The following is a 17,521-nucleotide window of genomic DNA, read 5'->3' as shown; positions in this document are numbered from 1 at the left end:
TGCGGGCGGGAACGGGTACCGCGCTTGTAGCGGCGGCCGCGGGGCGGTAGACCGTATCCGCCCGTCGCTGACGACGGATCGGCCTTGCGTCCTGGGGAGTTGGGCATGAGCGTGGACAGTCGGTACCGGGCGGCGTGGGAAGGCTTCTGGCGGGAGGCACCCGGGGAGCCCGGCGGGGTGTTCTGGGACGCGGACGCGAAGGTGACCGCCGCCCTGCACCTCGCCCTCTTCGAACCCCATCTGACCGACCCCGAACTGCCGTTGGTGGACCTCGGCTGCGGCAACGGCACGCAGACCCGCTACTTCGCGGACCGCTTCGACCAGGTGATCGGCGTCGACCTGTCCGCCGCGGCCCTCGACCACGCCCGCCGCGCCGATCCCGGGCGCGGAGCCGCCTACCGGCTGCTGGACGCGACGGACAAGGCCGGGGTCGAGGCACTGCACGCCGAAGCGGGGGACGCCAACGTGTATGTGCGGGGCGTGCTGCACCAGTGCGAACCCGGTGACCGGCAGCCGCTGGTGGACGGGATCGCCGCGCTGCTGGGCCGGCGCGGCCGGGCCCTCCTGGTGGAACTGTCGGAGACCGCCCGGCCCGTCCTCGGCGCGCTGGCGCAGGATCCGGCGGGGCCGCCGCCCAAGCTGGCGCCGGTCCTCCGGCACGGCATCGCTCCGGGCGAGGTCGCCGACGACGCGGTGCCCGGCCATCTGCGGGCGGCCGGCCTGACCTTGCTGGCCTGCGGAGAACTGCCGCTTGCCACCACCGAGTTCACGCCGGACGGCAGCCGGATCGAGCTGCCGTCCCGGTGGTTCGTGACCGCCCGGGAGGAGTGAGCGGCCCCACCGCGGAAGGTGTGAGCGCCGTCACACGAAAAGGGGGTCGTCGGCTGTCACATCCGCGGGCCGCGCCGTGTCAGGGGGATGAAGCAACGCACGAACCCCTGATGAGGAGCCCGAGATGTCCACTGCCTACGTCGTCGTCACCGCCGTCGGAGCCGCGATGGCGGCCTTCTCGGCCGGCTCGCTCTTCTTCGGCGCCGAGTGGACGGTGAAGCCGCTGGCCGACTACGGAGTGCCGCGCTCGTGGTGGTCGTGGCTCGCCGCGGCCAAGGCCGCCGGCGCGGCCGGGCTGCTGGCCGGGCTGTTCGTGCCCGTGATCGGCGTGCTCGCCGCGATCGGCCTCGTCCTGTACTTCCTCGGGGCCGCCGTCACCGTGGCGCGGGCCCGCTGGTTCTCGCACGTGGCGTTCCCGCTGGTGTACGCGGCGCCCGCGGTGGCCTCCCTGGTCCTGGCCTTCTGACCGGGCCGGGAGGGGCGGGGGCGGCCGGGAACCCCGGCCGCCCCCGCCCCCGTGTCCCGCGTCAGTCGTCCGCGGCCAGCGGGTCGTCCCCGGCGTCGAGCACCGCGACGTCGAGGGCGGCCAGCCGCTCCTGGTCCGCCACGACGTCGATGCCGGTGATCCCGTCGGGCGCGACGGTGAACAGCAGGGCCACCCGCAGCCGGCCCTGCGGGGCCATGACGAGGCCCACCCGGCCGTCGAGCAGGGCCGCTCCGGTGAACCGGGCCCGGCCGGTCGCGGCCATCGCGCTCTGCGCGACGGTCCGGGCGCCGCTCATCGTGACCGGCTGCGGCGTCGGAACCACGAAGCGGTCGGCCGTGAGGACCACGTCCGGGTGGAGCAGGGCGAGCAGCGCCTCGAAGTCGCCGGCGCGGGTCGCGGCCAGGAACGCGTCGACGGCCTCACGGCGGCGGGCCGGGTCGGTGGCCGGCGTCCCGCCGCCCCGCACCCGGCGGCGGGCGCGGGCGGTCAGCTGCCGGGTGGCGGCCGGGGTGCGCTCGATCAGCGGGGCGATGTCGTCGAAGGGGACGGCGAACAGGTCGTGCAGGACGAACGCCAGCCGTTCCGCCGGGGCGAGGGCGTCCAGGACGACGAGGAGCGCCACCCCCACCGAGTCGGCGAGCAGCGCCTCCTCCTCGGGGTCGCCGCCCTCTCCCGGGCCGGCGACGGGCTCGGCCGGCCGGTCGTCGAGCGGCACCTCGGGCCGGGTCCTGCGCGAGCGGAGCATGTTGAGGCAGATCCGGCCCACCACCGTGGTCAGCCAGCCGCCGAGGTTGTCCACCGCGGCGACGTCCGCGGCCGCCGCCCGGAGCCAGGTCTCCTGCACGGCGTCCTCCGCCTCGGCGAGCGAGCCGAGCATGCGGTAGGCGACGGCGCGCAGATGCGGCCGTTCGGCCTCGAAGCGCTCCGGAGGCAGTGCGGTGTGGGTGGTCATGGCAGGTCCCCGTCCGTGGTGCGGCCGCGTCGCGTGCGGCCGGGTGGCCCGGTCGCCGTTGCGCTGGTTCGCCGGCCGGCTGACTCGCGGCGCCGCTGTGTCGGTGTGTGCGCGCCGATCACAGCACGTCGCGGCCCGGCCGCGCCAACGTCTTCCCGCGCGGGACGGCCGGTTAGGCTCGGGCCTCCTGGAGGACAGCCCCGAAGACGGCGGCCCGAAGAGGGCGGGAGGCGGACGTGAAGATCCTCATCAGCGCCGACATGGAGGGCGCGACCGGCGTCACCTGGCCGGCCGACGTGCTGCCCGGAACCCCGCAGTGGGAGCGCTGCCGGCCGATGTTCACCTCGGACGTCAACGCCGCCGCGCAGGGCTTCTTCGACGGCGGCGCGGACGAGGTCCTGGTCAACGAGGCCCACTGGACCATGCGCAACCTGCTCCTCGAACGGCTCGACGAGCGGGTCGAGATGCTCACCGGACGGCACAAGGCCCTCTCCATGGTGGAGGGCGTCCAGTACGGCGACGTCGACGGCGTCGCCTTCGTCGGCTACCACGCGGGCGCCGGGGCCGAGGGCGTCCTCGCCCACACCTACCTCGCCAACTCGATCACCGGCGTCCGGCTGAACGGCGTGCGCGCCAGCGAAGGGCTGCTCAACGCGCACGTCGTCGCCGAGTACGGCGTGCCGGTCGTCCTGGTCACCGGCGACGACGTCACCTGCGAGGACGCCCTCGGCTACGCGCCGCAGGCGCCCAAGGTCGCCGTCAAGGACCATGTCTCGCGCTACGCCGCCGTGTGCCGCACCCCGTCCCGCACCGCCGCCGACATCCGGGCCGCGGCGAAGACGGCGACCGCGCTGGCGGTCCGTCAGGAACCGGTGGACGCCGGGCCGTTCACCGTGGAGGTGGAGTTCGACGCCGAGCATCTCGCGTCGGCGGCCACCGTCGTGCCCGGCGTCGAGCAGGCCGGCGAACGCAAGGCGGCGTACACCGGCGCCACCATGTACGAGACGATCCGCACCTTCAAGGCGGTCACCACGATCGTCTCGGCCGCGATCGAGGAGCAGTATGGCTGAGCGGCCGGGAACGCCGGGAGCGGCGGCGAAGCAGCGGAAGGGGAACGGGAGCGGCATGGCTGACGCACAGGCGGAGGACGAGGTCGTCCGGTTCACCTCGGACCTCATCCGCATCGACACCACCAATCGGGGCGGCGGGGACTGCCGCGAGCGGCCGGCCGCCGAGTACGCCGCCGCGCTGCTGGCCGAGGCGGGAATCGAGCCGGTCCTGCTGGAGCGCACTCCCGGCCGCACCAACGTCGTCGCCCGCGTCGAGGGCGCCGACCCCTGCGCCGACGCGCTGCTGCTCCACGGCCATCTGGACGTCGTCCCCGCCGAGGCCGCCGACTGGAGCGTGCACCCGTTCTCCGGCGAGGTGCGCGACGGGGTGGTGTGGGGGCGCGGCGCGGTCGACATGAAGAACATGGACGCGATGATCCTGGCCGTGCTGCGGGCCTGGGCCCGTGAGGGCGTGCGGCCCCGGCGCGATCTCGTCGTCGCCTTCACCGCCGACGAGGAGGCCAGCGCCGCGGACGGGGCCGGGTTCCTCGCCGACCGGCACCCGCACCTGTTCGACGGCTGCACCGAGGCCGTCGGCGAATCGGGCGGGTTCACCTTCCACGACGGGGCCGGGCGCCGGATCTACCCCGTCGCAGCGGGCGAGCGCGGCACCGGCTGGCTCAGGCTCACCGCCCGGGGCCGCGCCGGGCACGGCTCCAAGGTCAACCGGGAGAACGCGGTGACCCGGCTGGCCGCGGCCGTCGCCCGCATCGGCGAGCACGTCTGGCCGCCCCGGCTCACCCCGACCGTCGCCGCCGCGCTCACCGAACTCGCCGCGCTGTACGGCGTCGACCCCGACCTGGACGACGTGGACGCCCTGCTGGACAAGCTGGGGCCGGCCGCCGCCCTCGTCGAGGCCACCGTGCGCAACAGCGCCAACCCCACGATGCTGGAAGCCGGTTACAAGGTGAACGTGATCCCTGGGGAGGCCGTCGCGTTCGTGGACGGCCGGTTCCTCGCGGGCGCCGAGGACGAGTTCCGCGCCACCCTCGACGAACTCACCGGCCCCGACGTCGACTGGGAGTTCCACCACCGCGAAGTCGCCCTCCAGGCACCGGTGGACGCCCCGCTGTACGCGCGGATGCGGGCCGCCGTCGAGGAGTTCGCGCCCGAGGGGCACGTGGTGCCGTACTGCATGTCCGGCGGCACGGACGCCAAGCAGTTCTCGCGGCTCGGGATCACCGGCTACGGCTTCGCGCCGCTGAAGCTCCCCGAGGGCTTCGACTACCAGGCGCTCTTCCACGGCGTGGACGAACGGGTCCCGGTCGAGGCGCTGCACTTCGGCGTCCGCGTCCTCGACCGGTTCCTGCGGTCGGCCTAGGCGGAAGGGGGACGACGTGCGGGTCCTGCCCTACGGCTCCTGGCCGTCGCCGATCGACGCGGCCCTGGCCGCCGCCCACGACGGACGCCCCGACCATGTGGGCTTCGTCGGCGACGAGGTGTGGTGGACCGCGCCCCGGCCCGCCGAGAACGGGCGCCGCACCCTGATGCGGCGGCGCGTGGACGGCGTCGAGGAGTCGGTCCTGCCCGCTCCCTGGAACGTCCGCAGCCGCGTCGTCGAGTACGGCGGCCATCCCTGGGCCGGCACGGTCGCGGCGGGCCGGCCCCTCGTGGTGTTCACGCACTTCGACGACCAGCGGCTGTACGCGTACGAGCCCGGCCGCGGCGGCGAGCCGCGTCCGCTCACGCCCGTGTCCGCCGTGGGCGGGGGACTGCGCTGGGCGGAACCGCGGTTGCTGCCCGAGCGGGGCGAGATCTGGTGTGTGCTGGAGGAGTTCACCGGCGACGGACCCACCGACCTGCGCCGCGTGCTGGCCGCCGTGCCGCTGGACGGCTGGGCCGCCGGCGACCGCACGGCCGTGCGCGAACTCACCGACGACAGCCGCCGCTTCGTCACCGGCGCGCGCCTCTCGCCCGACGGGCGGCGGGCGGCCTGGCTGGCCTGGGACCATCCGCTGATGCCGTGGGAGGGGACGGACGTCGTCGTCGCCGACGTCACGGCCGACGGCCGCCTGAGCGACGCACGCGTGGTGGCGGGCGGGCCGGGGGAGTCGATCGCCCAGGTCGACTGGACCCGGCCGGCGAGCGGCGGGCAGTGGCCGGCGGACGCGGCGGCGCGCACGACGGGCGAGGGCCTGCTCTACACGAGCGACCGCAGCGGCTGGTGGAACCTGTACCGCGACGACGAACCCCTGTGCCCGCGCGCGGAGGAGTTCGGCGGAGCCCTTTGGAAGCTCGGGCAGAGCTGGTTCGCACCGCTGGACAACGGCCTGGTCGCCGTCGTCCACGGCCGCGGGTCCACCGCGCTGGGCGTCCTCGATCCGCACAGCGGCGAACTCGTCGACGCGGCCGGACCGTGGACCGAGTTCGCCCCCACCCTCGCGGTGCGCGGCGAGGCCGTCGTCGCGGTCGCGGCCAGCCCGCGCAGCGCCTACGAGGTGGTCGAGCTGGACGCCCGCACCGGCCGGGCCCGGGTGATCGGCGCCGCGCACGACGACGCGGTGGACCCGGTCCACTACCCGGAGCCCCGGATCCGCACCTTCACCGGGCCCGACGGCCGCGAGGTCCACGCGCACGTCTACCCGCCCCACCACCCCGGCGTCGTCGCCCCCGGCCATGAACTGCCGCCGTACGTCGTGCGGGCCCACGGCGGGCCCACCGACCGCGTCCCGCTGGTCCTGGACCTGGAGATCGCCTACTTCACCTCGCGGGGCATCGGGGTGGCGGAGGTCGACTACGGCGGGTCGACCGGGTACGGCAGGCGCTACCGGGAGCGGTTGCGCGAGCAGTGGGGCGTCGTCGACGTGGAGGACTGCGCGGCCGTCGCCCTGGCCCTCGCCGACGAGGGCGCCGCCGACCGCGACCGGCTGGCGATCCGCGGCGGCAGCGCGGGCGGCTGGACCGCCGCCGCCTCCCTGGCCGGCACCGACGTCTACGCCTGCGGCACGATCCGCTACCCCGTGCTGGACCTGGTGGGCTGGGCGACGGGCGGGACCCACGACTTCGAGTCGCACTACCTCGACAGCCTCGTGGGACGCCTCGCCGACGTGCCCGCCCGGTACGCGGAGCGCTCGCCCGTCGAGCACGCCCACCGGATCACCGTCCCGTTCCTGCTCCTCCAGGGTCTCGACGACGTGATCTGCCCGCCGGCCCAGTGCGAACGGTTCCTCGAACGCCTCACCCGGCCCGCCGGGCGGCCCGTCCCGCACGCCTACCTCGCGTTCGAGGGCGAGGGGCACGGCTTCCGGCGGGCCTCGACGACGGTCCGCGCCCTGGAGGCCGAGCTGTCGCTGTACGCTCAGGTCTTCGGGCTGAACCCGCCCGGTGCGGCGAACTTGGAGCTTGTGCGGTGAAGGAACTGGTACGGCCGTCGCGGCTGGCCCCCGGCGCCCGGATCGCCGTCGTCGCGCCCAGCGGGCCGGTGGCGGAGGAACGGCTTCAGGCCGGTCTCGACCTGCTGCGCGGCTGGGACCTCGACCCGGTCGTCGCCCCCCATGTGCTGGACCGGCACCGCACCCTGCCCCACCTCGCCGGCGCCGACGCCGACCGCGCGGCCGACCTTCAGCAGGCCTGGTGCGATCCCCGCGTCGACGCCGTGCTGTGCGCCCGCGGCGGCTACGGCGCCCAGCGCCTGGTCGACCTGCTCGACTGGGACGCCATGGCGGCGGCCGGGCCGAAGGTGTTCGTCGGCTTCAGCGACAGCACCGCACTGCACGAGGCGTTCGCCGTCCGCCTGGGCCTGACCACGCTCTACGGACCGGTGGCCGCGGGCATCGACTTCATCAAGAGCGCCCGCGCCCAGGACCATCTGCGGGCCACCCTCTTCGCCCCCGAGACCGTCCGCACCCTGCGCTCCGCCGGCGTCCCGCTGGCGCCGGGCCGCGCGCGGGGCGTCACCCTGGGCGGCTGTCTGACACTGCTCGCCACCGGCTACGGAACCCCCCACTCCCGGTCCGGCGCCCGCGGCGGACTGCTGCTGATCGAGGACGTCGGCGAACCGCCCTACGGCGTCGACCGCGCCCTGACCCAGCTCCTGCGCACCGGCTGGCTGGACGGCGTCGCGGGCGTCGCGCTCGGCTCCTGGGACCGGTGCGGCCCCTACGAGGCGCTGCGCCCCGTCCTGGCCGACCGGCTCGGCGGCCTCGGCGTCCCCGTGGTCGAGGAACTCGGCTTCGGGCACTGCGAGGGGGCGCTGACCGTGCCCTTCGGCGTGGGCGCGGTACTCGACGCAGACGAGGGCACGCTCACCCTCGACGCCCCCGCGCTGCGCTGACGCCGCCGCGTCACCCGGAGGCCGGCCCCGCCCCACCGCGCCACCGGCATCCGGCTGCTCGTCCCCGTCGTGGGGCCGCCCGACCGGCGCGGCCGTGCGCGCCGGCCCCCCCCCGCGCCCGCGCGGTGATCCATCGGCGGCTCCTGGGCCCGGAACCCGCCGGAAGCGGCCGCGTCGTACGCTGGCCCGATGCCGCACACCGGATCTGCGTACCTCGCCGAGGGGCCCCGCGTGGGGCTGCGCCACTTCACCCTCGCGGACGGGCCCGAGTTCACCGCCCGGGCCCGAGAGAGCGTGGACCTGCACCGCCCGTGGCTGTTCCCGCCGTCCACCGCCGACGCGTACACCGCCTACGCGAGCCGGCTGATCGAGGACCCGTCGAAGGCCGGCTTCCTCGTGTGCTCCCGGCAGGACGGGGCGATCGCCGGGTTCGTCAACATCAACAACATCGTGCAGGGCGCGTTCCAGTGCGGCGCGCTCGGCTACGGCGCCTTCGCGCACGCCGCCGGCCGGGGCCTGATGCGCGAGGCACTCGATCTGGTGGTGGGCCACGCCTTCGGGCCGATGCGACTGCACCGGCTGGAGATCAACGCCCAGCCCGGCAACACGGCCTCCATCGCCCTGGCCCGCTCCTGCGGGTTCCGGCACGAGGGGTTCTCCCCGAAGATGATCCACATCGACGGGGAGTGGCGCGACCACGAGCGGTGGGCGATCACCGCCGAGATGCGGACTTCCGGTTGATCTTCATCGTGTCGAGGTCGGTGACCGTCGACCTCAGGCCGGTGAAGCCGCAGCCCAGCGCGCGCAGCGCCGTCTCGGCGCGTTCCTCGGCGAGCGCGCCCGCCATCTCGTCGCCGTCGGCCGCGTCCGAGACCACGACGAAACGCATCGAGAAGTGCTTCAGCGGCGACCGCTGGTACGACAGCGTGCCCTCCTCGGTGAACCGCATGCTCGTCAGGCCGTGGTCGTCGGCCTCGGCGAGCAGACGGGCACGGGCCTCCTCGGTGAGACCGTCCCATGCACCGCGGACGATCACCCGGTAGGTGTGCTGCTCACTCACTGTCGCTCCTTCGCGTCGGCCGTCGAAGGAGCGACTGTACGTGCGGGCGGCCGGCGCGCGCCCGGAATTTCCGGCGCGCGCCGCACGGCTCACCGTCCGCGGCGGTCTGCGTACTCGTACACCGCCCCGTCCGGGTGCCGGACGATCAGGTTGCGGCCCACCGGTGTCGGCACCGGGCCCGCGATGACGTCCGCGCCCAGCCCGGTGAGGATCTCGAGGGTCTCGTCGACGTCCGTGACGGCGATCGTCGCGGCCACCTTGCGCAGCACCTCCAGCTCGGCCGGCGGCCCGCTCATCAGCAGGAAGCAGCCGACCGCGGCCACGCGCACCCCGCCCCGCTCGAAGCGCTGCGCGGCGGTGCCGGCCAGCCGCTCGTAGAAGGCGACCGAGGCATCCAGGTCGTCGACGCAGACACGCAGTGTGGCTCCCAGAATGTCCATGCGCACGAGCCTGGTTGGGGCGGCGGCGACCCGGTGATCCTTCACGCGATCCCTGCGCCGCCCGCACGGCGCCCGCCGCCGGGCGGGCGTGAGGCCTCGTCACCGCGGGTACCCGACGCCCATGGAGCGCATCGACCACATGGAGCATCTGGACAGGCAACTCGTCGACGAACTGACGCAGGTGGCGCGCGAGACGATCCGGGAGGAGCTGCGGGAGCAGACGCGCAAGCAGCGCCGCACCGCGATGCTGTACGCCGCCTCCGGCGCACTCGCCCTCTACGCCGGCGCCGCCGTGGCGGTCGCGGCCGGCCTGGCCCTCGGCATCGGTCTGCCCGACTGGGCCGCCGCGCTGATCACGGCCGCGGTCCTCGGCGTGGCCGCCTACCTGGTGCGCCGCGCGGCCAGGCCGCACCCCGCCCGGCCGGGCGGGGCCCAGGGGCCCCTCGCCGGGAGCGCGCCGTCCGGGCCGTCCGGCGCCGCGCGGCCGTACCCGCCGGTTCCGCCGATGCCGCCGGTCGCGCCGGGCGCCCCGCTGCCGCGGCGGGGCGAGGCCCCGCACGGGCACGGCGTCGACCCGCGGGACCCGCACCCGCACGGCTGACCGGGCGTCCGGGACCCCGCGGCACGACCCGCCCCCCGCACGACCGAGGCCCCGCGGCAGCACTGCCGCGGGGCCTGCGCATAGGCCGGGGCTCACTGGAGGCGGGGCAGCACCTTGGTGCGGTAGAAGTCGAAGAAGCCGCGCTGGTCCGGCCCGATCTGGTTCACGTAGATCCGGTCGAAGCCCGCGTCGGCGAAGGCGGTCAGCGCGGCGACGTGCTCGTCCACGTCGTCGCCGCAGACCGTGTTCTCGCCGACCATCTCCTCGCTGATCAGCGGCTCCAGCTGCTCGAAGTGGCGCGGGGTCGGCAGGATCTGGCCCATCTCCCCGGGCAGCAGCTGGTTCGACCACAGCCGGTGGACCGTACGCACGGCCTCCTCGCGGTCGGCGCCGTAACAGACCTTCGTACCGCCGCTGACCGGCTTCGCGCCGCCGCCGCCCTTGCGGAACTGCTCCACCATCGGCTCCTCGGGCATCATCGTGATGTAGCCGTCGCCCACCCGGGACGCCAGCGACGTCGCCTTCGGTCCGAACCCGGAGATGTCGATCGGGACCGGCTCGTCGGGCACGGTGTACAGGCGGGCGTTCTCCACCTTGTAGTGCGTGCCGTAGTGGCTGACCTCCTCGCCGGTGAACAGCCGCCGCATGACCTGCACGGCTTCCTCCAGCATCTCCAGGCGCACGTTCGCGGGCGGCCAGACGTCGCCCAGGATGTGCTCGTTGAGCGCCTCGCCCGAGCCGACGCCGAGCCGGAAGCGGCCGTTCGTCATCACGGCGGCCGTGGCGGCGGCCTGGGCCACCACGGCGGGGTGCATCCGCACGGTCGGGCACGTCACGGCCGTCTCGATCGGCAGCGACACCGCCTCCGACAACGCGCCGATCACCGACCAGACGAACGGGCTCTGCCCCTGCGCGTCGTTCCACGGGTGGTAGTGGTCGGAGATCCACAGCGCCTGGAAGCCCGCCTGCTCGGCCATCCGCGCCTGTTCGATCAGGTCCGCGGGGCCGAACTCCTCGCAGGACAGGAAGTAGCCGTACTCGGGCATGGGGGGTACCTCCGACATGGGTGACTCCGGTCCCGCACCGGGTACCCGACGCCCGGACGGGAAACCGGCGCACGTTTGGCCGACCCCGCCAGGGGGACGCGGAAGCCCTCGTACGACAACCGTCCGAATCCCGCCGGAGGCCAGCGTGAGTCGACCCCGCATCGTGATCGTCGGAGCGGGCCCCGCCGGGTTCCGGGCGGCCCGCACCCTCGTGCGGGCGGTTCACGGGCGGGCCGACGTCACCCTGCTCAACCCGGACGGCCGCTTCCTGTACCCGCCCCTGCTGCCCAGGGTGGCGGCCGGCGCGCTGGAACCGCGCCGGGCCTTCGTGCCGCTGTCGCACGGCCTGCGCGGCGTCCGCCTGGTACTGGGCGCGGCGGACCGCGTGGACCTGGACGCGCGCACCGTGCGCGGCACCGGCCCCGAGGGCGAGGAGTTCGCCGTCGGCTACGACCGGCTCGTGCTGGCCACGGGCGGCGGCGGGTCCGCGCCCGTCCCGGGAGCCGCCGGGCACGTCCACGGGTGCCGGGATCTGACGGAGGCGCTCGCCCTGCGCGATCACCTCGTGCGTCAGGTGGAGTCGGCCGCTTCCGGCGCCGACTCGGCCGACCGGGTGGCGCGGTGCACGTTCGTCGTCGCCGGCGCGGGTCATACCGGCGTCCAGGTCGCCGCGCGGGGCAAGCCGTTCACCGATGCGCTGGTGCGGGACTTTGCCGCCCGCACGGACGTCCGGCCGCGCTGGCTGCTGCTGGACGACGCCGACCGCATCCTTCCCGGACTGGAGGAACCCTGTTCCCGCGCCGCAGAACGGGTGCTGCGCGCCCGCGGCGTCGAGGTGCGCACCGCAACCTCGGTCGTCGAGGCCACGCCCGAGGGCGTGCTGCTGAGCGACGGCGAGTTCGTGGAGAGCCGCACGCTGGTGTGGTGCGTGGGCGCGGGGCCCGGTCCCCTGACGCGGTCGCTCGGACTGCCTCTGGAGCGGGGCCGGCTGCTCGTGGAGCCGACGCTCCAGGCGCCGGGCCGTCCCGAGGTGTTCGCCTGCGGCGACGCGGCCGCCGTGCCCGACCTCGACCGGCCGGGGGAGTACACGCCGGCGACCGCGTGGCACGCGTGGCGGCAGGGGAAGGTCGCCGGACTCGACGTCGCCGCGTCCCTCGGCGGCCCGGGCGGTCCGCGGCCGTACCGGCACCGGGAGCCCGGGTGCGCCGTCGATCTCGGCGGGACGCGGGCGACCGCCGGCCCGCTCGGCGTGCGTCTGCCCGGCCCCCTGGCGGGGGCGGCCGCACGTGCCCGCCGGCTCGCCGCGATGCCCGGCGAACGGATCCGCGACACGGTCGGCCGGCCGGGCCTCGCGCGGCCGGATCCGGCGCCCCGCCACTCCGCGCCGCCCGGGCCCGCCCCGCTCCCGGACGCCCGCGGGCGTCCACCGACAACCTTCCGGCCCGGCGCGACGACGCCGGCGACGCGGACGAACCGAACACCCACCACGACAGAGACCAGGTGAGCTACGTGAACCACGTGAACGACGAGAACCAGACGACCGGCGGGTCCGGCGGACGGCGCCCCTCCCCGGAGGACGGCTCCCAGTCGATCACTTCGCCGACCCCCGAGGTGGGGCGGCACACCAGCGGGAAGGACGGCCCCCGCACCGGGCAGTCGTCGCCCGAGGACGGCTCCCAGTCGATCACCGCGCCCACCCCGGAGGTCGGGCAGCACAGCACCGGACCGGCGGCCCCGGGCGGCGACGAGCCGGCCGAGCCGGCGAAGAACCAGCCCGGCGGCGAGCCGGCGAGGAACCAGCCGGGCGGCGAGCCGGCGAGGAACCAGCCGGGCGGCGAGCCCGCCGGGAACGCCGGCGAGCGTGCGGAAGGAGACCGGTGACCCGATGGACACCGCCGAACTCATCGAACTCGGACAGCAGCTGAGGGTGGACAGCGTGCGCGCCTCCGCCGCCGCGGGATCCGGGCACCCGACCTCGTCGATGTCCGCCGCGGACCTGATGGCCGTGCTCATCGCCCACCACCTCCGCTACGACTTCGACCGCCCCGCCCACGCCGGCAACGACCGCTTCGTCCTGTCCAAGGGCCATGCCTCCCCGCTGCTGTACTCCGCCTACAAGGCGGCCGGGGCCGTCGACGACGAGGAGCTGCTGACCTTCCGCAAGCTCGGCAGCCGGCTCGAAGGGCACCCCACCCCGCGGCGGCTGCCGTGGGTCGAGACCGCCACGGGTTCGCTCGGCCAGGGCCTGCCCGTGGGCGTCGGCATCGCGCTGTCCGGCAAGCGGCTGGAGCACACCGGCTACCGCGTCTGGGTGCTGTGCGGGGACAGCGAACTCGCCGAGGGCTCGGTGTGGGAGGCCGCCGAGCACGCGGGCCACGAGCACCTCGACAACCTCACGGCCATCGTCGACGTCAACCGGCTCGGCCAGCGCGGCCCGACCCGGCACGGCCACGACCTCGACGCCTACGCCCGCCGCTTCCAGGCGTTCGGCTGGCACACGGTCGAGGTCGACGGCCACGACGTGGACGCGATCGACCGCGCGTACGGCGAGGCGGCCTCCACCAAGGGCCAGCCCACCGTCATCCTCGCCCGCACCCTCAAGGGCCGGGGCGTGGAGGCCGTCCAGGACCGCGAGGGACTGCACGGGAAGCCGCTCCCGGACGCCGACGAGGCGATCGAGGAGCTGGGCGGCGTGCGCGACCTGCGCGTGCAGGTGCGCGAACCGGCCGACACGCGCATGCTGCACTCCGTGCCGACCGGACGCCTGGACCTGCCGCGCTGGGAGAAGGGCGAGGAGGCGGCCACCCGGGACGCCTACGGCCAGGCGCTGGCCGCACTCGGCGGCGCCCGCGAGGACGTCGTCGCGCTCGACGGCGAGGTGAGCGACTCCACCCGCGCCGAGGTCTTCGCCAAGGAGCATCCCGAGCGGTTCTTCGAGTGCTACATCGCCGAGCAGCAGCTCGTCGCCGCCGCGGTGGGCCTCGCGGCACGCGGCTGGGTGCCGTACGCCTCCACGTTCGCCGCCTTCCTGACCCGGGCCCACGACTTCGTCCGCATGGCCGCGGTCAGCGGCTCCGGCGTGAACCTGGTCGGCTCGCACGCCGGGTCCGCCATCGGCCAGGACGGCCCCTCGCAGATGGGACTGGAGGACCTGGCGATGTTCCGGTCCGTGCACGGCTCCACCGTGCTGTACCCGTGCGATCCCAACCAGACCGCCCGGCTCGTCGCCACGATGGCCGGCCTGGACGGCGTCCGCTATCTGCGCACCTCGCGCGGCAAGGCCCCGGCCCTGTACGGCCCGGACGAGGAGTTCCCGGTCGGCGGCAGCAAGGTGCTGCGCTCCTCGGAACGGGACCGGATGACCGTCGTCGCGGCCGGTGTCACCGTGCACGAGGCGCTGAAGGCGGCCGAGGCGCTCGACGGCGAGGGCATCGCGGTCCGGGTGATCGACCTGTACTCGGTCAAGCCCGTCGACCGGGAGACGCTGCGGCGGGCCGCGGAGGAGACCGGCTGCCTGCTGAGCGTGGAGGACCACCACGAGCAGGGCGGCCTGGGCGACGCGGTCCTCGACGCCTTCCTCGACGGACGGCCCACGCCCCGCCTGGTGCGTCTCGCCGTCCGCACCATGCCGGGGTCGGCCGCCCCCGACGAGCAGCTGCACGCCGCCGGGATCGACGCCGAGTCGATCGCCGCGTCCGTCCGGCTGCTGGTGGAGCAGGCGATCGCGCCGTGAGCGCACAGGCGGGCGGCGGCGTACGGACGGTGCGTGCGGGCCGCCGCACCGTCGAGGTCCACCGGCCGGACAAGGTGCTCTTCCCGGCCGGCGAGGGAGCCCAGCGGCACGAGCGGTACACGAAGGCCGACGTCGTCGACTACTACCGGTCCGTCGCCGCGTTCATGCTGCCGCACCTGAGGGGCCGCCCGCTGATGCTGGAACGGCATCCGGACGGGATCGAGGGCCCCCGGTTCATGCAGAAGAACACCCCCGAGCACTATCCGGAGTGGATCAGGCGGACCGAGGTCGCCAAGGAGGACGGCACGGTCCGCCACACCGTCTGCGACGACACCGCCACCCTCGTCCACCTGGCCGACCAGGCGTGCCTCACCCTGCACCGGTGGCTGTCGCGGGCCGACCGGGTCGACCGCCCGGACCTGCTGGTCTTCGACCTCGACCCGGCCGACGACGCCTCCTTCGCCGCCGTCCGCGAGGCCGCCCGGTGGCTGGGCGAGCTCCTCGACGAGCTGCGGCTGCCCTCCGGGCCAATGACGACGGGCTCGCGCGGGCTGCACGTCGTCGTGCCGGTCGACGGCGGCGAGGACTTCGACGAGGTGCGCGCGTTCGCCCGGGACGTCGCCGAGCGGCTCGTGGCCGAGCACCCGGACCGGCTGACCACGGCCGCCCGCAAGAAGGACCGCGGCGAGAGGCTCTACCTGGACATCCAGCGCAACGCCTACGCGCAGACCGCCGTCGCCCCCTACACGGTGCGCGCCCTGCCCGGCGCGCCCGTCGCCACCCCGATCAGCTGGGCCCAGCTCGACGATCCCGAGCTGGGCCCGCGCCGCTGGACGGTCGCCGACGCCATGGAGCAGGCCCGCTCCCGCCCCTGGGCCGCGCTGACCGGCCGCGGACGCTCCCTGAACCCGGCCCGGCGGCGGCTTCGCGCACTGGACGGCTCGTGAAGGTTTGGCCATGAGGCTTACGGCCACACGGAAGGAGAGGTGGCCATGGCGAACACAAAGAACACAGCGCGCTCCACAGAGAACACATCGAGTGCGCGGACTTCACGAAACACCCGGAAGAAAGGGCCCGCGAGCGAGACGTCCCGGCGCGGCCGTTCCGCGCACCGGGAGGAGCAGGACGCCGAAGAGCTGGAAGCCGAGGAGACCGACGCGGAGGACGCCGACGCCGAAGAGGCCGGTGCGGAGGAAGCGGAGGCCGAGGCGGACGCCGAAGAGGCGGACGCCGAGGAACTCGAAGGCGAGGAGCGGGAAGAGCAGGACGCCGAAGAGGCGGAGAGCGAAGAGCTGGACACCGGCGAACAGGCGGACGAGGAACTCGAGGACCTCGAGGACGAGGAACTCGAGGACGACGAGTCCGAGGACGACGGGCCGGAAGCCGACGAGGCCGACGAAGCCGACGAGGACAACGACATGAAGGGCGAGGACCACATCGTGACGAACGACCGGCCGCGCCCCATGGAGGTGCTTCGCGAGGCGCGTGCCCAGCTGGCGGAGCTCACCGGCATGACCGCCGAGAGCGTGTCCTCCTTCGCGCAGACGGAGGACGGCTGGTCCCTGGAGGTCGAGGTGCTCGAACTGGAACGGGTCCCCGACACCATGAGCCTCATGGCGACCTACCAGGTCGAGCTCGACCCGGACGGACAGCTCACCGGCTATCGGCGCGTTCGCCGTTATGAGCGCGGGCGGGCCGACGCGCACCGGGCCGGCGGCCGCTAGGCCGCCCCCGAACACTCAACCGAAGATCCCTTCTGATTCCCGATCATCCATCACGAAGCAAGGAGGTGCGGTCGGCATGACCGTAGTCCCGGCACAGCAGTCCGGTGGCGGAGGCGGCTCGAGCGGTCTCTACGACGTTCTGGAGCTCGTCCTCGACAGGGGGCTGGTGATCGACGCGTTCGTGCGGGTCTCCCTGGTCGGCATCGAGATCCTCAAGATCGACGTACGTGTCGTCGTGGCCAGCGTCGACACCTATCTGCGCTTCGCCGAGGCGTGCAACCGGCTGGACCTGGAGTCCGGCCCCAACAAGAGCCCGGGCCTGCCCGAGATCGTCGGCGAGGTCACCGAGTCGGGCGCGCGCGGCAAGTCCAAGGGCGCCCTGTCCGGTGCCGCGGAGACCATATCCGACGCGTTCAAGCAGGCGCGTGACGACGGTTCCGCGGAGCGCGAGTCCAGGCCGCGCGCCCGCAAGAGCACGGCTTCGCGCCGGAAGGAGGAGCAGGAGTGAGCACCTACGTCTACGGCATCACCGCGGGCTCGCACCCTGCCCTTCCCGAGGGCCTGGGCGGCGTCGGTGACCCGGCCATGCCCGTGCGGGTGCTGAAGGAGGGCGACCTGGCGGCCATCGTGAGCGACGCGCCCGAGGGACTGCGCCCCAAGCGGCGTGAGCTGCTCGCGCACCAGAACGTGCTCGCCGAGGCGGGCGCCGGCGGCTGCGTGCTGCCCATGCGGTTCGGCAGCGTCGCCCCCGAGGACAGCGCCGTGACCGGTGTGCTGGCGGAGCGCGCCGAGCACTACCACGAGCGGCTGAGGGCTCTCGACGGCAAGGTCGAGTACAACGTCAAGGCGACGCACATCGAGGAGGCCGTGCTGCACCACGTCATGGCCGGCAGCCCCGAGCTGCGTGCGCTCGCCGAGGCCAACCGCAAGGCGGGAGGCGGCAGTTACGAGCAGAAGATCCAGCTCGGCGAGATGGTGGCCGCCGCCGTCAAGGCCCAGGAGGCCGAGGACGCGGGCGTCGTCCAGCAGGCGCTGGAGCCGCTCGCGGCCGCCGTCGCGCAGGGCCCCGAGTCCACGGGCTGGCTGGCCAACGTGTCGTTCCTGGTCGCCAGGGACGAGGCCGCCCGGTTCGCGGAGGCGGTGGACGAGCTGCGCCAGGCTCATCCGCACCTCGACGTGCGCCTCAACGGGCCGCTTCCGCCCTACAGCTTCGTCGAGCCCGGACCGTCCGAGCCCGCGGAGACGATCACCGGGGAGTAGGTGCG

At 74.6% G+C, this 17,521-nt stretch carries 18 protein-coding genes and 1 pseudogene; 15 read left to right on the top strand and 4 right to left on the bottom strand.

Going from position 1 to position 17,521, the window contains the following annotated elements:
* The first annotated feature begins 105 nt into the window (after window positions 1-105).
* Together ACGFSH_RS20500 and ACGFSH_RS20495 are read left to right on the top strand one after the other, a co-directional pair.
* Window positions 106-831 (top strand): class I SAM-dependent methyltransferase, encoded by a 726-nt coding sequence (locus ACGFSH_RS20500; RefSeq protein WP_393350492.1) that lies wholly within the window; start codon window positions 106-108, stop codon window positions 829-831.
* A 124-nt stretch (window positions 832-955) separates the two neighbouring features.
* Window positions 956-1,297 (top strand): DoxX family protein, encoded by a 342-nt coding sequence (locus ACGFSH_RS20495; protein WP_393350489.1) that lies wholly within the window; start codon window positions 956-958, stop codon window positions 1,295-1,297.
* Window positions 1,298-1,358: 61 nt separating this feature from the next.
* Here the strand turns inward: ACGFSH_RS20495 and ACGFSH_RS20490 are convergent, their stop codons facing one another.
* Complete coding sequence (locus ACGFSH_RS20490) at window positions 1,359-2,270, bottom strand: sigma-70 family RNA polymerase sigma factor (RefSeq protein WP_393350487.1); 912 nt, start codon at window positions 2,268-2,270, stop codon at window positions 1,359-1,361.
* Between the two features lie 236 nt (window positions 2,271-2,506).
* Here ACGFSH_RS20490 and ACGFSH_RS20485 point away from each other — a divergent pair, with 236 nt between their 5' ends.
* From ACGFSH_RS20485 to ACGFSH_RS20465, 5 genes are all read left to right on the top strand, one after another.
* Complete coding sequence (locus ACGFSH_RS20485; RefSeq protein WP_393350485.1) at window positions 2,507-3,340, top strand: M55 family metallopeptidase; 834 nt, start codon at window positions 2,507-2,509, stop codon at window positions 3,338-3,340.
* Window positions 3,341-3,395: 55 nt separating this feature from the next.
* Window positions 3,396-4,700: a M20/M25/M40 family metallo-hydrolase gene (locus ACGFSH_RS20480; RefSeq protein WP_393350482.1), complete on the top strand. Its 1,305-nt coding sequence runs from the start codon at window positions 3,396-3,398 to the stop codon at window positions 4,698-4,700.
* A gap of 16 nt (window positions 4,701-4,716) precedes the next feature.
* The gene (locus ACGFSH_RS20475; RefSeq protein WP_393350480.1) at window positions 4,717-6,732 is read left to right on the top strand and encodes a S9 family peptidase; all 2,016 of its coding nucleotides are present in this window, start codon (window positions 4,717-4,719) and stop codon (window positions 6,730-6,732) included.
* The gene (locus ACGFSH_RS20470) at window positions 6,729-7,652 is read left to right on the top strand and encodes an LD-carboxypeptidase (RefSeq protein WP_393350478.1); all 924 of its coding nucleotides are present in this window, start codon (window positions 6,729-6,731) and stop codon (window positions 7,650-7,652) included. Before ACGFSH_RS20475 ends, ACGFSH_RS20470 begins: the two co-directional genes overlap by 4 nt.
* 189 nt (window positions 7,653-7,841) lie before the next feature.
* Window positions 7,842-8,393 carry a GNAT family N-acetyltransferase gene (locus tag ACGFSH_RS20465; protein ID WP_393350475.1) on the top strand — a complete coding sequence of 184 codons (552 nt, stop codon included), beginning with the start codon at window positions 7,842-7,844 and terminating at the stop codon, window positions 8,391-8,393.
* Here the strand turns inward: ACGFSH_RS20465 and ACGFSH_RS20460 are convergent.
* Together ACGFSH_RS20460 and ACGFSH_RS20455 are read right to left on the bottom strand one after the other, a co-directional pair.
* On the bottom strand, window positions 8,365-8,712 hold the full coding sequence (locus ACGFSH_RS20460; RefSeq protein WP_393350472.1) for a DUF6204 family protein: 348 nt from the start codon (window positions 8,710-8,712) through the stop codon (window positions 8,365-8,367). The genes ACGFSH_RS20465 and ACGFSH_RS20460 overlap by 29 nt on opposite strands.
* A gap of 89 nt (window positions 8,713-8,801) precedes the next feature.
* Window positions 8,802-9,152, bottom strand: coding sequence for a VOC family protein (locus ACGFSH_RS20455; protein WP_393350469.1), 351 nt, complete (start codon window positions 9,150-9,152; stop codon window positions 8,802-8,804).
* Between the two features lie 121 nt (window positions 9,153-9,273).
* On the opposite strand from ACGFSH_RS20455, the gene ACGFSH_RS20450 reads away from it, so the two are divergent.
* On the top strand, window positions 9,274-9,753 hold the full coding sequence (locus ACGFSH_RS20450; RefSeq protein WP_393350467.1) for a phage holin family protein: 480 nt from the start codon (window positions 9,274-9,276) through the stop codon (window positions 9,751-9,753).
* Window positions 9,754-9,845: 92 nt separating this feature from the next.
* Here ACGFSH_RS20450 and ACGFSH_RS20445 read toward each other — a convergent pair whose 3' ends face one another.
* Window positions 9,846-10,799 carry an LLM class F420-dependent oxidoreductase gene (locus ACGFSH_RS20445; protein WP_393350877.1) on the bottom strand — a complete coding sequence of 318 codons (954 nt, stop codon included), beginning with the start codon at window positions 10,797-10,799 and terminating at the stop codon, window positions 9,846-9,848.
* Window positions 10,800-10,944: 145 nt separating this feature from the next.
* On the opposite strand from ACGFSH_RS20445, the gene ACGFSH_RS20440 reads away from it, so the two are divergent.
* From ACGFSH_RS20440 to ACGFSH_RS20410, 7 genes and pseudogenes are all read left to right on the top strand, one after another.
* Window positions 10,945-12,303: an NAD(P)/FAD-dependent oxidoreductase gene (locus ACGFSH_RS20440; protein WP_393350465.1), complete on the top strand. Its 1,359-nt coding sequence runs from the start codon at window positions 10,945-10,947 to the stop codon at window positions 12,301-12,303.
* A gap of 5 nt (window positions 12,304-12,308) precedes the next feature.
* The gene (locus ACGFSH_RS20435; RefSeq protein ID WP_393350463.1) at window positions 12,309-12,680 is read left to right on the top strand and encodes a hypothetical protein; all 372 of its coding nucleotides are present in this window, start codon (window positions 12,309-12,311) and stop codon (window positions 12,678-12,680) included.
* A 4-nt stretch (window positions 12,681-12,684) separates the two neighbouring features.
* On the top strand, window positions 12,685-14,532 hold the full coding sequence (locus ACGFSH_RS20430; RefSeq protein WP_393350460.1) for a transketolase: 1,848 nt from the start codon (window positions 12,685-12,687) through the stop codon (window positions 14,530-14,532).
* Window positions 14,529-15,479 (top strand): non-homologous end-joining DNA ligase, encoded by a 951-nt coding sequence (gene ligD / locus ACGFSH_RS20425; RefSeq protein ID WP_393350458.1) that lies wholly within the window; start codon window positions 14,529-14,531, stop codon window positions 15,477-15,479. The genes ACGFSH_RS20430 and ligD overlap by 4 nt, the downstream gene beginning before the upstream one ends.
* A 504-nt stretch (window positions 15,480-15,983) precedes the next feature.
* A pseudogene (locus tag ACGFSH_RS20420) lies at window positions 15,984-16,256 on the top strand (gas vesicle protein); the annotation flags it as partial.
* A gap of 76 nt (window positions 16,257-16,332) precedes the next feature.
* On the top strand, window positions 16,333-16,764 hold the full coding sequence (locus tag ACGFSH_RS20415; RefSeq protein WP_393350456.1) for a gas vesicle structural protein GvpA: 432 nt from the start codon (window positions 16,333-16,335) through the stop codon (window positions 16,762-16,764).
* Window positions 16,761-17,516 (top strand): GvpL/GvpF family gas vesicle protein, encoded by a 756-nt coding sequence (locus tag ACGFSH_RS20410; protein ID WP_393350454.1) that lies wholly within the window; start codon window positions 16,761-16,763, stop codon window positions 17,514-17,516. Before ACGFSH_RS20415 ends, ACGFSH_RS20410 begins: the two co-directional genes overlap by 4 nt.
* The last annotated feature ends 5 nt before the right edge of the window (window positions 17,517-17,521 follow it).

Source organism: Streptomyces sp. NPDC048481 (genome assembly GCF_043200075.1).
Classification (GTDB): Bacteria; Actinomycetota; Actinomycetes; order Streptomycetales; family Streptomycetaceae; genus Streptomyces.
This window is presented reverse-complemented; position numbering and strand designations above follow the sequence as displayed.

Bases quoted from the DNA above. Each gene is read 5' to 3' on its own strand.
- ACGFSH_RS20500 (WP_393350492.1), top strand. From the start codon at position 106: ATGAGCGTGGACAGTCGGTACCGGGCGGCGTGGGAAGGCTTCTGGCGG.
- ACGFSH_RS20495 (WP_393350489.1), top strand. From the start codon at position 956: ATGTCCACTGCCTACGTCGTCGTCACCGCCGTCGGAGCCGCGATGGCG.
- ACGFSH_RS20490 (WP_393350487.1), bottom strand. From the start codon at position 2,270: ATGACCACCCACACCGCACTGCCTCCGGAGCGCTTCGAGGCCGAACGG.
- ACGFSH_RS20480 (WP_393350482.1), top strand. From the start codon at position 3,396: ATGGCTGACGCACAGGCGGAGGACGAGGTCGTCCGGTTCACCTCGGAC.
- ACGFSH_RS20465 (WP_393350475.1), top strand. From the start codon at position 7,842: ATGCCGCACACCGGATCTGCGTACCTCGCCGAGGGGCCCCGCGTGGGG.
- ACGFSH_RS20455 (WP_393350469.1), bottom strand. From the start codon at position 9,152: ATGGACATTCTGGGAGCCACACTGCGTGTCTGCGTCGACGACCTGGAT.
- ACGFSH_RS20450 (WP_393350467.1), top strand. From the start codon at position 9,274: ATGGAGCGCATCGACCACATGGAGCATCTGGACAGGCAACTCGTCGAC.
- ACGFSH_RS20445 (WP_393350877.1), bottom strand. From the start codon at position 10,799: ATGCCCGAGTACGGCTACTTCCTGTCCTGCGAGGAGTTCGGCCCCGCG.
- ACGFSH_RS20430 (WP_393350460.1), top strand. From the start codon at position 12,685: ATGGACACCGCCGAACTCATCGAACTCGGACAGCAGCTGAGGGTGGAC.
- ACGFSH_RS20415 (WP_393350456.1), top strand. From the start codon at position 16,333: ATGACCGTAGTCCCGGCACAGCAGTCCGGTGGCGGAGGCGGCTCGAGC.